The following is a 14,277-nucleotide window of genomic DNA, read 5'->3' on the forward strand; positions in this document are numbered from 1 at the left end:
ATGTATACTCTATTTTGAAAACTGAGAACTGAGAACTGAATACTGCGAACTGAAAACTGAATACTGAAATTATGGATCTAAAGAAAAAAATGCTTCGGGACGATGCGCTCGAAGGAAAGAATATCATCGTGACCGGGGGCGGCAGCGGACTGGGAAAATCAATGACCCGTTATTTCCTGGAACTGGGAGCAAAAGTTGCTATTACTTCACGTAACCTGGAAAAACTTCAGAATACCGCGAAGGAACTGGAAGAGGAAACCGGAGGAACCTGTTTTGCGGTTCAATGTGATGTGAGACATTACGACCAGGTGGAAGCCATGCGCGACCAGGTGGTAGAAGAATTCGGTTCCGTAGACATACTTCTGAACAATGCCGCAGGAAATTTCATTTCTCCAACCGAAAGATTGAGCGCCAATGCTTTTGACACTATTATCGATATTGTATTGAAAGGTAGCAAGAACTGTACACTGGCTCTGGGAAAACACTGGATCGACAAAAAAGAAGAAAATAAAACCATATTGAATATCGTCACCACTTACGCCTGGACTGGTTCGGCTTATGTGGTGCCAAGCGCCACCGCTAAAGCAGGTGTTCTGGCCATGACAAGGTCACTTGCCGTGGAATGGGCAAAATATGGGATACGGTCGAACGCGATCGCACCTGGCCCCTTCCCTACCAAGGGAGCCTGGGACCGACTCTTACCTGGAGATCTTAAGGAAAAATTCGACCTGGCTAAAAAGGTTCCGTTAAAAAGAGTTGGCGACCACCAGGAACTGGCAAATCTGGCCGCTTACCTGGTTTCAGACTTTTCGGCATATGTAAATGGAGAAGTGATCACCATCGATGGTGGAGAATGGCTGAAAGGCGCCGGCCAGTTTAATCTTTTGGAGCGGGTCCCTGAAGAGATGTGGGATATGCTGGAAGAAATGATCAAAGCCCAGAAAGGCAAGTAATAAACTTCATTTTTCAGGTTTTTAATAACTTTATAATCAGTCCGGAATTTTCTAGCGAAGATTCCGGATTATTATTTTACAGGATACCGTTAAATATTTATCGTAAATAACCACCTGTTTAAAGCCTATTTCCTGAATAAAAACCTAATTTAGTCCTCATATTATTAATAACTATTCAAAATTTTATGAGAAAACGATTAACCAGCAGCCTTTGGGTTCTGTTTCTGGTGGCGGGAAGTTTTGCCTTCGCCCAAACACAAGACACCGACCAGATCCCCAAAGATCCCAATGTGAAAATTGGAAAACTTGATAACGGGCTTACTTATTACATTCGAAATAACGGCAAACCGGAAGACAAACTTGAATTGAGACTGGCCATCAAGGCCGGGTCTTTGCTTGAAAATGATGACCAGCAGGGACTGGCACATTTTATCGAGCATATGAACTTTAATGGGACCAAGAATTTTGAAAAGAACGAACTGGTAGATTACCTGCAAAGCATCGGGGTTAAATTTGGAGCCGACCTGAATGCCTACACCAGTTTTGATGAAACGGTTTATATTCTGCCTATCCCTAGTGACGATCCGGAAAAACTGGAAGGCGGTTTCACTGTCCTCGAAGACTGGGCTCATAACGCGCTGTTAACCGAAGAGGAGATCGACAAGGAGCGCGGTGTGGTTCTGGAAGAGTACCGCCTTGGTCTGGGTCCTGATAAACGAATGATGCAGGAATACCTTCCGAAGTTGATGTATAATTCCAGGTATGCCGAAAGACTTCCGATAGGAAAGAAGGAAGTGATCGAAAATGCCAGTTACGAGACCATCCGAAATTACTATAAAGACTGGTATCGCCCCGGTTTAATGGCAGTGATCGCTGTTGGTGACCTGGACGTGGAAACCATCGAACAAAAGATCAAATCTCATTTTTCGAACCTCGAGGCAAGGAAGGATCCGCGTGAACGCAAGGAATACGGGGTACCGAACCACGACGAAACCTTTGTCGCCATCGCATCAGACCCTGAGGCGAACTTCAGCCGTGTACAGATTTATTACAAGGATCTTGAAGAGGCAAAAGATGTGGTTACGATCGCCGATTACAAAAAGCAATTGGAGAAAAGCATGTTTTCAAGCATGATCAATAACAGGCTTCAGGAACTGGCAAATAGTCCTAATCCGCCTTTTACTTATGGTTTCTCCTATTACGGTGGAACGTATTCGCCGAAAAAGAACGCTTACCAGTCTTTCGCCATGGTTGGCGAGGACCAGCAACTTGAGGCATTAAAGGCTTTAGCCATGGAAAATGAGCGGGTGAAGCGTTTCGGCTTTAATCAAAGTGAATTTGAAAGAGCCAAAAGCGAATACCTGGCAAGGCTGGAAAAACAGTATAAAGACAGGGACAAGCAGGAGAGCAATCGAATAATTGGCCAGTATCTGAATCATTTCCTGGAAGACGCACCAATGCCGGGTATCGAATGGACCTATGAATTTGCCAAAAACAATATCGATGACCTAAAACTGGAAGATATCAACGCACTGATCAATGATTTTATCCATGACGAAAACCGTGTGGTGGTTCTAACTGGTCCTGAAAAGGAATCTTTAACTCCGGTAACCGAAGAACAGGTGCTGGCTGTACTGAATGAAGTTGAAAATGCCGAGGTCGAGGAATATGCCGATGAGGATATCAGGGAGAACCTGATCACAGAAATGCCGCAGGCAGGCTCGATCAAAGAGGTAAAAACCGATGACGAGCTAGGGATCAAAACCATGATCCTGAGCAACGGAGCTAAAGTGGTTTATAAAAAGACCGATTTCAAGAACGATGAGATCCTGTTTTCGGCCTACAGCCCGGGAGGAACTTCTTTGTATACCGATGCGGACTTTAAAGCTACCGTTTATGCCAATGCAGGCCTGGACGAAGCCGGAATCGCCGGATTGGGCAAAAACGACCTGAACAAAATGATGAGCGGGAAGATCGTTTCGGTCGCACCAAGCATCAGCTCCTATTCAGAAGGTCTTAGGGGAAGCAGTACACCTAAGGATTTCGAGACCATGATGCAGATGATCTACCTGTATTTCACCGATCTCAATAAAGACGAGGAAGCTTATAATTCGTTCGTGACCAAGCAGAAAAATTTCCTTGGCAACCTGATGTCTAATCCAAACTTCTATTTTCAGAATGAACTGGGTAAATTCAGGAATGAAGGCAATCCAAGATACGTTGGTTTCCCAACCCCTGAAACCTATGACCAGATGGATTATGACCTGGCCTATGCCAAATACCAGGAAAGATTCGCCGATGCTTCAGATTTCACATTTTTCTTTGTAGGAAACGTAGATGAGTCAAAGCTTAAGGATTATGCTGCTCAATACATCGCGAGTCTACCTTCTTCTAATTCAGCAGAAGAATACAAGGCACCAGAATTCAGGGAAAAGACCGATATGTTGCGCGAAAAGACCGTGTATAAAGGTTCCGATCCTAAAAGCCAGGTAACAATTCTTTGGAATGGAGAGACCGAATATGACGAAGAAGACGAATTTGCCATTTCAGCCCTTGGAGAGATCCTTACCATCAAACTGGTTGAAGAGTTACGGGAAGAAGAAGGCGGTGTTTATGGTGTTGGAGCCAGGGGTAACATGTCCAAGATCCCTTATGAAAGCTATAGTTTCACCATTTCATTCCCTTGCGGACCGGAAAATGTGGAGCGCTTGACCGAAGTGGCCCTTGCCGAAGTAGAGCGCATCAGGGAGAACGGTCCAACTTCAGAAGACCTGGCAAAAATTAAAGAAACCATGAGATTGAACCGAAAGGAGCAACTTAAGGAAAACAGGTTCTGGTTATCCCAGATGGAAAACATCGAACGAAATGATTTCGATTATGACGATATCAACGAGTTCAATGATATGATCGAAGACCTGGAAGCCGATGACATTCAGAAAATGGCTAAAAAACACCTTGATAAAAACTACCTGTTGGGAGTGTTGATGCCTGAAACTGAGAAATCTTAAGATCAGGCAGCGACTTTTCCGATTTTATAAACAATCATGTAAACCGGCAGTTCATGAATAATACGGAGCTGCCGGTTTTTATTTAGAAGCTGTTAACAATTTCATTTTCTAAAGCTATAATAAATTGTATTTTTACCTTTTAAAAATCATACGCTTTTAATGGGTAAAATCATTGCTATTGCCAACCAAAAGGGAGGCGTGGGAAAAACCACAACATCTGTGAACCTTGCTGCATCTTTGGGGGTTCTGGAAAAGAAGATATTATTGATTGATGCCGATCCTCAGGCCAATGCCACTTCAGGCCTTGGAATTAATGTAGAAGAGGTTGAAACAGGGACTTACCAGTTGCTGGAACATTCTATAAAGGCCGAAGATGCCATCATGAAGACCGGCTCCCCTAACCTGGACATCATCCCGGCCCATATAGACCTGGTAGCCATTGAAATAGAACTGGTAGACCAGGAAAAAAGGGAATCCATGCTGAAAGATGCAATCGAGCCTTTGAGAGATCTTTATGATTTTATCCTTATCGATTGCGCTCCGTCGCTTGGCTTGCTAACCCTGAATGCCCTTACTGCTTCAGATTCGGTTATTATCCCCATTCAGTGTGAATATTTCGCGCTGGAAGGCCTCGGAAAATTGCTTAACACCATCAAAAGCGTACAAAAGATACACAACAACAAGCTCGATATAGAGGGATTGCTGTTAACCATGTATGATTCCAGGTTAAGGCTTTCCAACCAGGTAGTTGAAGAGGTAAAGAAACATTTCGACGAGATGGTCTTTGAGACAATCATACAGCGAAATGTGCGTTTAAGTGAAGCACCTAGTTATGGAGAAAGCATTATCAATTATGATGCTTCCAGCAAAGGAGCCAGCAATTATCTAAGCCTGGCAAATGAAATCATCAAGAAAAACTAAGAGAAAATGGCGAAGGCAACCAGAAAACAAGCTTTGGGAAGAGGACTTTCAGCCCTGCTGAAAGATCCCGATAATGATATAAAAACTGTTGAAGATAAGAATGCCGACAAACTGGTTGGTCATATAGTTGAACTGGAACTCTCTTCCATAGAGGTAAACCCGTTCCAGCCCAGAACTAGTTTTAACGAAGAATCCTTAAGAGAACTGGCTTCCTCAATTCGTGAACTTGGCGTGATACAGCCTATCACGGTAAGGAAGCTCGATTTTAATAAATATCAGCTGGTATCTGGTGAGAGACGTTTTAGAGCCTCCAAGCTGGTAGGTTTAAAGACCATTCCGGCCTATATCCGTATCGCCAATGACCAGGAATCCCTGGAAATGGCCCTGGTAGAGAACATCCAGCGTCAGGATCTTGATCCTATCGAGATTTCCCTTTCTTACCAGCGTTTAATAGATGAGATCAATCTTACCCAGGAGCAGTTGAGTGAACGAATTGGGAAGAACAGGTCTACCATTGCCAATTATTTAAGATTGCTGAAACTTGACCCGATCATCCAGACCGGGATGAGAGATGGTTTTCTAAGCATGGGCCATGGCCGTGCGTTGATAAATATCGAGGATACTCAGCAGCAGCTGGATATCTATGAGAAAATAATCGAAAAATCACTTTCGGTAAGGGAGACAGAGCAACTGGTAAGGGAATTAAACAGCGGCGGAAAGGAGCCGGCAGCCAGGAAAAAGAATATATCGGTTCCAAAAACCTATAAAAAAGGGGTTAAGGAATTTTCAGAATACCTGGGAACCAAGGTAGATGTTAAGGTCACCAAAAAAGGAAGCGGAAAATTAACCATCCCATTCTCATCAGAAGAAGATTTTGAAAGGTTGAAAAAATTAATCCGGGGTGAAGCTTAAAACTCATTACTGCCTGTTCTTCTTCCTGATCATCATTTCGATTGCTTCAGCCCAACAGGATTCCCTTCTGGTCACACCAGAAAACAAGTCCAAAAGAGAATTAAGAAGAGAGGTCAGGGAACAGGATTATGAACCTTATAATGCCCTTGCCCCTGCCAAAGCAGCCTTCTATTCGGCTGTTCTACCTGGTTTAGGCCAGGCCTACAATGGCAGTTACTGGAAGATCCCTATCGCTTATGCCGGGATTGGAACAGGAGTATATTTCTACCTGGAAAACGACAAACAATATGACAGGTATCGAAATGCCTATAAAGACAGGCTTGCCGGCAGGGTAGATGAATTTCAGAACCGGGTTAGTACCGATGCCCTGATTCGGGCACAGGAGTTCTACCAGAAAAACAAGGAAATTTCCATCCTTGTTAGCCTTGGTGTTTATTTGCTTAATATCATCGATGCAAACGTAGAGGCACACCTGAGGCAATTCAACGTAGATGAGGATCTTAGCTTAAAACCCAATCTGGATTTCGATGCCTTTTCAGGAAAAACCAATTACGGACTCACACTTAATTTCAATTTTTAAAATGAAGATCGCACTTTTAGGTTACGGAAGAATGGGAAAAACGATCGAGAAGATCGCCAAATCCCGTGGACATGAAGTTGTTGTAAAGGTTAGCGACGACATCGATAATTATGATCTGGATGCCGAATCTGTAGATGTCGCCATTGATTTTAGCGTTCCCACAGCCGCATTTAAGAATATCACCACCTGTTTCAGGAAACAGATCCCCGTGGTCTCTGGTACAACTGGATGGCTTGACGATTACGAGAAGGCAAAAAAGATCTGTTCCGAAGAGAATTCGGCATTTATCTATGCCTCGAATTTCAGCCTTGGAGTGAACATTTTCTTTGAGCTCAATCAAAAACTGGCTGGAATGATGCAATCACTGGAAGACTATTCCGCTGAAATCGAAGAGATTCATCATACCAAAAAGCTTGATGCCCCCAGTGGTACAGCCATAAGCCTTGCCGAACAGATCATCGACGTGAACCCAAGGATTAAGGGATGGCAACTGGAGGATGCTGATAAGGACGAGATCCCGGTGTATGCAAAGCGTGAGGAAGATGTTCCGGGAACACATACGGTGAAATACGATTCAGAAATAGACAGCATTGAGATCAAACACACCGCAAAATCCAGGCAGGGTTTTGCCCTGGGTGCAGTGATCGCCGGAGAATACCTGAAAGATAAAACCGGAATTTTCACGATGAAAGATGTCTTATCTGATCTTTTTAAAAATTAATTGTAACATTTAGCCCTAAAATTGGCCCTATACTCTAAAGTTTAAAGCATATGACACTAACCGAATGGTTCCTGTTTTTCCTGATTATTCAGGTAGTTCACTTTCTGGGAACCTGGAAACTGTACCAAAGAGCCGGCAGAAAAGCCTGGGAGGCAGCTGTTCCTGTTTATAACGCGATTATCCTGATGAAGATAATTAACCGGCCAAAATGGTGGGTGGTTTTGATGTTCATTCCTATCGTGAACCTTATTATTTTTCCGGTGGTCTGGGTAGAAACCATTCGTAGTTTTGGGAAGCATTCCACTCTGGATACCTGGCTGGTAGTTCTCACACTGGGATTCTATATCTACTATGTGAATTATGCTACAGATGCGCCCTATATCGTAGACAGGGACCTAAAGCCGCGTACCGAAACCGGGGAATGGATAAGTTCCATCCTCTTTGCCGTGATCGCTGCCACCATTGTGCATACTTACTTTATGCAGCCATTCACCATCCCCACATCTTCATTGGAGAAAACCCTATTGGTTGGGGATTTCCTCTTTGTGAGCAAATTCCATTACGGAGCGAGAACGCCCAAAACCGCAGTTTCATTCCCTATGGTTCATGATACCATTCCGGTACTTGGGGTAAAATCATATCTAAAAGAGCCACAGATCCCTTATTTCAGGTTTCCGGGTTTTGAAAATGTGGAGAGAAATGACATTGTGGTGTTCAACTGGCCGGTAGACACGGTTCGAAAGTTTTTTGACACGTCTGGTAAGCACTATGACAAGCCAATAGACAAGAAATCGAATTACGTGAAAAGAGCGGTTGGGATCCCGGGAGATTCGCTTTCGGTACGAGACGGTTATGTTTTCATTAACGGGGAACAACTGCAACTTCCAGAGCGCGCCAAACCGCAATTCTCCTATATAGGGCAAACCAAAGGTCAGCGATTCAACCCTCAAAACCTTTATAAACTGTATGATATTACCGATGGTTTCGGCTACCTGGAAAACAACGGATTTTTTATTCAGTCACTTACAGAAGAGAGCTATGAACGTTTTAAGAGTCATCCTAATGTTGCTTCTATAAGACGTTACGTAGATTCTGCTGGCGTGAAAAACTCCAGGATCTTTCCAAATGACGGAAAACGAAACTGGAACAACCATCAATTTGGACCTATCTATATTCCTGAAGAGGGTAAAACCGTTGAGATCACCCCAGAAAGCATGGCTTTCTACAAGGAGATCATCGAAACCTACGAGGGAGAAGAGATGGGTATCAACAACAAATTAAGCATCAACGGGACGCAGGTACTATTAAACGGCCAGCCAATAAGCTCATACACCTTTAAACAGAACTATTACTGGATGATGGGTGATAACCGTAACAATTCAGAAGACAGCAGGAGCTGGGGATATGTACCCGAAAACCACATCGTTGGAAAGCCTGTTTTCATCTGGATGAGCTGGGATTCCAATGCCAGCGGTTTTGACAAGATACGATGGGATCGCGTATTCACCACCGTAAAAGGTGATGGAGAACCTACCTCCTTTTTACCTTATTTCCTTATCGCCCTGGTGATCTTCTTTGGATGGAGGTATTTTAAGAAACGCAGGGAGGCTTAAAAAATGGAAAAGGTATTACTGCATCCTGCTTATTTTGGGCCTATCAGCCAGTGGGTGGCTCACATTCAAGCCAGGTCGGTTGTATTTGAGAATGAAGACAATTACCAGAAGCAAACCTACCGCAACAGGATGTATATCTATGATGCCAATGGAAGGCTTAATTTGAACATTCCTATCAAGCATAGCTCTGCCCTTGGTCTGAACACCAGGGGGAAGCAGAAGTACAAGGAGGTGCAGATCGAAAATTCGTTTGACTGGCAGGTTCAGCACTGGCGCGCTTTTAAAGCTTCCTACCAAACCTCGCCATTTTTTGAATTTTATGAGGATGAACTTTACCCTCTATATTCGAAAGATTTCAAATACCTGATGGATTTCAATTACCACTGTATGGAATTTGTCGCAGACTGTCTGCAGATAGACTGGGAACCAGAAAAGACCGAAGAATATATATTGAAACCGGAAAAACTTCAGGACCTAAGAGGCCTGGTAAACGCTAAATCAAAAAGCAACTTCCAGAATACTGCTTATCCCCAGGTCTTTGAGACGAAGAAAGGTTTTCTACCCAATCTTTGTATTCTGGACCTAATTTTTAATGAAGGCAATGCGTCTTTAGCCTACCTGGAAGAACAGGAACTTTAAAGCCCTATGCGGGCGAAAATCGGGTAATGATCGGAGTGATCTATTTCAAATCTTTCGAAAGATTTTACCATGACTTCATCCTCAACCAGGATAAAGTCGATTCGCAACGGGAAGTAATTCAGTTTAAAGCTTTTTCCAAATCCGTTACCCGCCTGCAGGAACGCATCTTTAAACCTTCCGTCCTGGCGCACCAGGTCGTAGATATAGGAAAAGCTGGTATTATTGAAATCTCCGGTTATCATGGTTTGATAAGGCGATTTTTCCACCTCGTCCATCATCATTTCAGCCTGCTCCTGCTGGAGCGAAAAACCATAGCCTATCCTTCCCAGTAATTTTTTGGAATCTTCCTTCTGAAGGTCGTCGATGCCGGGCTTAATATTCAGGGATTGAAAATGTACATTGAAAACTCGCAGCGTATCTCCAGAATCCAGCAGCACATCTGCATAGATCGCGTTATTGTTACCGTCATGCGGAAAATCTACCGAATGCTTCCTGACAATCGGAAATTTAGAAAATATCGCAGACCCAAATTCAGCATTTTTGCCCTTCAGTTTGATATATTCATATGGGTATAATTCAGAAAGCCCCGCGGCCCCGATATAATGCTCCTGCACACAAAGGATATCCGGGTCCTTTTCCCGAACAAACTCGGTGATCTTTTCCGGGATGTCCTTGCGGGAAGACCAGTTGTAGGCGTTGAACATACGCACATTATAACTCATGATGGAATAGTCCTGTTCAACCTGGGCATCCTCCTCATCAAGCGTATAATGAACAAAAGAGGCCACGTAATTGTAACCTAAAAGCAGTACTATAAGAGAAAGCAGGAATTGCCTTTTTAACTGCAGTAACCAGTAAACAAAGAAAATAGTATTCAGAATGATAAGCACTGGCACTCCAAGGCTCAGAACAGAAAGAAGGGGAAATGATTTTGGAGGTATCAACGGCAACAGGTAGGACAAAAGCAATGCCGTTGCGACTAAAGAATTGAGAACAAAGACAAATTTCCCAAAAAGTCCTAGATTCTTCATTTAATCTTCTTTACCAGCCTGGAACAGAAAGTCCTTTTCAGCTTTACTCAAGCTGTCATAACCACTTTTGCTGATCTTATCTAAAATGGCATCAACTTTCTTCTGTTTATCATTCTTGTTCATGGCGCTAGACCGGGTCCTGGACCGGGTTGGTCGAGCAGGCCGGCTGGAGGTTTTATCAGAACGGTGTACCGTTCTCATTCTCGCCTTCTTTTCTCTTGGTTTGAACAGAGATGAAAAGAAATCCATGATATTTTCAAACCATTTCCCGATATCATTTCCTTTTCTAAGTTGATTGGTATACAAATAACCAAGGGCGGCACCACCAAGGTGTGCCAGGTGACCGCCAGCATTCCCCATTGGGATCTGGATGATATCGATAACCACCAGGAAAGCAGCGATCCACCAGAACTTTACGCTTCCCAGTAGAAATAAGCGCACCCTCATATTCGGAATATGGGAGGCAATACCAATTAGAACAGCCATTACCCCGGCCGAAGCGCCCATCAGATAAGAGCGGCCGGTCCCCTGGAAAGCAGGAAACAGGTTATAACTAAGCATATATACCAGCGCCCCTATTAAAACACCCAGGAAATAATAATTAAGCAAACGTTTGGGAGAAAAATAATTCAGAAAATAGATGCCTGAAAAATAAAGAATAAGCATATTCCCAATGATATGCCAAAGCCCGCTATGCAAAAACGAGTAGGTTATAATAGACCAGGGCTTAAAAAGAAATTCACCGGGTTCCTTTGGGAAAACGAACCATTCCACCAGAAAATCTGAAGGCAAATTAAAAAGAAAGGCTATGGTCCTGAACAAAAAGAACAAAATAAAGACCAGCACATTGATCGCAATGAGCTTTTCTGTAACCGTAGCGGTCTGGATCTTATATCTGAACTTGTCTGATGATCTCATCAATACCAGCGATTGTCGTTAAACTGATTTTTCTTCCAGTAATACATCATTAGAAATCCGAATAGCGCCCCTCCAATATGTGCAAAATGCGCAATGGATCCTCCAAATATCGAATAACCGGTAACACCTGAAAACAAATCTAAGGCAATTAATCCGGGAATAAAATACTTGGCCTTAATTGGAACCGGAACAAATAAAAGAAAGAGTTGAACATTAGGAAACATCATCCCAAATGCAACCAGTATCCCGTAGATCGCTCCAGAGGCACCAACGGCCGGTGTTGCATAAGACTCCACCATGGAACCGATCGCATCGGCATCCAGCCCGGATGGATAACTATACTGCCCGGTTGCTGCCGCCGATCTCGCCGCTTCCTGAAGAAAATCGGCTACTTCGGCCGGGGTATATCCAATGCCCAGTAATTCATTAGCACCGTTCTGGTATGCATAGAAATTTACAAGTGTATGTAAAAATGCCGCACCAATTCCGGCTCCAAAATAGAAAATAAGGAATCGCTTTTGTCCCAGCATTTGTTCAATAGGACTTCCAAAGGCCCACAGGGCGTACATATTGAAAAGAATATGCATAAATCCGCCATGCATGAACATATGGGTTACGATTTGCCATACCTGGAAGTTTGGATTCTTCACAAACCACAGTGCAAAATATTCGTAAGCCTGTTGCCCTAATAACTGACTCCCGATAAAGAAAATTACATTTATGATCAATAAAACCTTTACGGTTTCAGTCATTCTTCCCATTAAGCAAATTTTTTGTCCAGCTCATCAACCGAAACGGTCGTGAACACGGTTTTATTAAAAGGGCTTAAGCCCGGCTCCTTACAGGCGAACAATTTGTTCACGATATGCTGCTGTTCTACGGTATTCAGCAAAGTTCCGGAACGCACCGCCATGGAATTCGCCAGTGACTTTGCCAGCAGATCTGTCTGAGAAAAGCCGTTATCCGGCACATCCTTCTCAAAATCGGCAAGCAACTGTTCAAGTAAAATTTGTACCTCGCTCTCCGAGATCATGGTAGGAATTCCGGTGATCTCCACCTCTCCTCTCGCGATCTCGGCAAAGATGAACCCGGTTTGTTCCAGTGATTCCTTAAGGTCCTTCAGCATCTCGATTTCATGGTTATTGAACTGAAGCCTTAAAGGAAATAAAAGCTGCTGACTTACTGCAGCAGAAACTGTTATATTTTTCAAAAGTTCCTCGTAAAGAATGCGGGTATGTGCCCGATGTTGATCAATGACCAGGATCCCGCTCTTCAGGGTGGAAACGATGAATTTCTTCTGAAGCTGAAAAGTAGACTTTTCAGGTCCTTCTTCCTTGGAACCAAAAAGATTTCCGGTTACTTCCTCGCTTTCGAATTCAATTTGTTTGATATCAACATCCGTTTCGGTTTCCTGCTGCATCCCAGAATACAGGCTTTCCCATTGTGCTGGTTTTTCACGCCGAAAACTTTGAGTAGTTCCTCCTGAATAAGATTGCTTTGGATATTCATTCTGGAACGGGTTGAAATTGCGATCCACTTCAACCTGGGGCGCGCTGGCGTCCTTATTCTTGAATTCATAAGGAGTATCCAGTTCAGAATCCCTTTCAAAATCCAGTACCGGCGCCACGTTGAATTGACCAAGACTATGCTTGATGGCACTTTTCAGGATCGCGTACAACGCATGCTCGTCGTCAAATTTGATCTCGGTCTTGGTTGGATGTATATTGATGTCTATTGACTTGGGATCTACCTCGAGATATAGAAAATAAGTTGGATAGCTCTTCTCTTTCAGTAAACCGTCAAAAGAAGCCACTACAGCGTGGTTCAAATATGGACTCTTGATAAACCGGTTATTTACGAAGAAGAACTGCTCTCCCCTGCTCTTTTTAGCAAATTCAGGTTTTCCAACAAAACCGGAGATCTTTACGATCTCGGTATCCTCTTCAACCGGAACCAGTTTTTCATTGGTCTTTCCTCCAAGTATATTGGTGATACGCTGGCGAAAATTGGTTGGAGGCAGTTGGAACAATTCACTCCCGTTATGGATGAGCGAAAAGCTGATATCGGGATGAGCGAGTGCTACCCGCTGAAATTCATCGATGATATGCCGGGTTTCTACATTATCTGATTTCAGGAAGTTTCTTCGTGCCGGAATATTATAAAAGAGATTCTTAACACAAATACTGGTTCCTTTTGGTGTCACGCAGGGATCCTGGGAAACCACCTCACTGCCCTCGATCTTTATGCAGGTTCCAACTTCATCCTCTTCGGTTTTTGTCTTCAGTTCAACATGGGCGATCGCAGCTATGGAAGCTAGTGCTTCCCCGCGAAATCCTTTTGTTTTTAGACTGAAAAGGTCATCTGCAAGTTTGATCTTGGAGGTTGCATGGCGTTCAAAACACATGCGCGCATCGGTTAATCCCATTCCCTGACCGTCATCAACGATCTGGATCAGGGTTTTACCGGCATCCTTGATGACCACCTGGATACGGCTAGCCTTTGCGTCTATTGAATTTTCGAGAAGTTCTTTTATTACTGAGGCCGGACGTTGCACCACTTCACCCGCAGCGATCTGGTTGGCAACGTGATCGGGCAACAATTGAATAATGTTACTCATTTAACGGGGGTTCGAGAAAATGGACAAATCAAAATCTAGTATCCACAAACAAATGAAGAGTAAAATAATTATGATATAGAGGACCCTTTTATTGATGCTTCGGTTCCCTCGAGTGCGGCTCGCCTTCCTGGCTTCGGCCCACTGGGATCCAAAATCTATGGAATTGGTAGCCTCCCTGTATTTGTTGAATTTTGAATCAAAGTCATAGATATTGCCGGTATCCTTCCCCTTATAATATCGAGGGGTATAATTATACCTGCTGTTTTTCCTGACTTTATAAAAATTGATCTTCAAAACTGTGGAGTGTTTGCTGTTCCAAATTTACTCAAAATGCTTCAGAATTCCGAAGCCTTCAGGTATTAAA

Annotated in this window: 13 protein-coding genes; 8 read left to right on the plus strand and 5 right to left on the minus strand. The window is 43.5% G+C overall.

Translation table 11 applies throughout. The features are described 5' to 3' along the window. Window positions 1-71 precede the first annotated feature (71 nt). From MKO06_RS13370 to MKO06_RS13405, 8 genes are all read left to right on the plus strand, one after another. A complete protein-coding gene (locus MKO06_RS13370; protein WP_241552571.1) occupies window positions 72-953 on the plus strand; it encodes an SDR family oxidoreductase in 882 nt (293 codons plus the stop codon). A 185-nt stretch (window positions 954-1,138) separates the two neighbouring features. Further along, a complete protein-coding gene (locus MKO06_RS13375) occupies window positions 1,139-3,961 on the plus strand; it encodes a M16 family metallopeptidase (protein WP_241552572.1) in 2,823 nt (940 codons plus the stop codon). A gap of 159 nt (window positions 3,962-4,120) precedes the next feature. Beyond that, window positions 4,121-4,882 carry a ParA family protein gene (locus MKO06_RS13380; RefSeq protein ID WP_241552573.1) on the plus strand — a complete coding sequence of 254 codons (762 nt, stop codon included), beginning with the start codon at window positions 4,121-4,123 and terminating at the stop codon, window positions 4,880-4,882. A gap of 6 nt (window positions 4,883-4,888) precedes the next feature. Further along, window positions 4,889-5,794 carry a ParB/RepB/Spo0J family partition protein gene (locus MKO06_RS13385; protein WP_241552574.1) on the plus strand — a complete coding sequence of 302 codons (906 nt, stop codon included), beginning with the start codon at window positions 4,889-4,891 and terminating at the stop codon, window positions 5,792-5,794. Next, complete coding sequence (locus MKO06_RS13390; protein ID WP_241552575.1) at window positions 5,784-6,374, plus strand: DUF5683 domain-containing protein; 591 nt, start codon at window positions 5,784-5,786, stop codon at window positions 6,372-6,374. The genes MKO06_RS13385 and MKO06_RS13390 overlap by 11 nt, the downstream gene beginning before the upstream one ends. Window position 6,375: 1 nt before the next feature. After that, the gene (gene dapB, locus MKO06_RS13395) at window positions 6,376-7,095 is read left to right on the plus strand and encodes a 4-hydroxy-tetrahydrodipicolinate reductase (RefSeq protein WP_241552576.1); all 720 of its coding nucleotides are present in this window, start codon (window positions 6,376-6,378) and stop codon (window positions 7,093-7,095) included. 50 nt (window positions 7,096-7,145) lie between these two features. After that, complete coding sequence (gene lepB / locus MKO06_RS13400; protein WP_241552577.1) at window positions 7,146-8,708, plus strand: signal peptidase I; 1,563 nt, start codon at window positions 7,146-7,148, stop codon at window positions 8,706-8,708. Between the two features lie 3 nt (window positions 8,709-8,711). Next, on the plus strand, window positions 8,712-9,347 hold the full coding sequence (locus MKO06_RS13405; RefSeq protein ID WP_241552578.1) for a WbqC family protein: 636 nt from the start codon (window positions 8,712-8,714) through the stop codon (window positions 9,345-9,347). Here MKO06_RS13405 and MKO06_RS13410 read toward each other — a convergent pair. The 5 genes from MKO06_RS13410 to MKO06_RS13430 are packed head-to-tail and all read right to left on the minus strand — an operon-like array spanning window position 9,344 to window position 14,207. Continuing rightward, the gene (locus tag MKO06_RS13410; RefSeq protein ID WP_241552579.1) at window positions 9,344-10,378 is read right to left on the minus strand and encodes an endonuclease/exonuclease/phosphatase family protein; all 1,035 of its coding nucleotides are present in this window, start codon (window positions 10,376-10,378) and stop codon (window positions 9,344-9,346) included. The two genes, MKO06_RS13405 and MKO06_RS13410, sit on opposite strands and share 4 nt — an antisense overlap. Continuing rightward, window positions 10,379-11,296, minus strand: a complete 918-nt coding sequence (locus tag MKO06_RS13415) for a rhomboid family intramembrane serine protease (RefSeq protein ID WP_241552580.1) — start codon at window positions 11,294-11,296, stop codon at window positions 10,379-10,381. Continuing rightward, a complete protein-coding gene (locus tag MKO06_RS13420; protein ID WP_241552581.1) occupies window positions 11,296-12,057 on the minus strand; it encodes a rhomboid family intramembrane serine protease in 762 nt (253 codons plus the stop codon). Before MKO06_RS13420 ends, MKO06_RS13415 begins: the two co-directional genes overlap by 1 nt. Next, on the minus strand, window positions 12,057-13,913 hold the full coding sequence (gene mutL / locus MKO06_RS13425) for a DNA mismatch repair endonuclease MutL (protein WP_241552582.1): 1,857 nt from the start codon (window positions 13,911-13,913) through the stop codon (window positions 12,057-12,059). The genes MKO06_RS13420 and mutL overlap by 1 nt, the downstream gene beginning before the upstream one ends. Continuing rightward, window positions 13,914-14,207 carry a hypothetical protein gene (locus tag MKO06_RS13430; protein ID WP_156282596.1) on the minus strand — a complete coding sequence of 98 codons (294 nt, stop codon included), beginning with the start codon at window positions 14,205-14,207 and terminating at the stop codon, window positions 13,914-13,916. Window positions 14,208-14,277: the final 70 nt, after the last annotated feature.

The organism is Christiangramia oceanisediminis (assembly GCF_022570735.2).
Taxonomy (GTDB): domain Bacteria; phylum Bacteroidota; class Bacteroidia; order Flavobacteriales; family Flavobacteriaceae; genus Christiangramia; species Christiangramia oceanisediminis.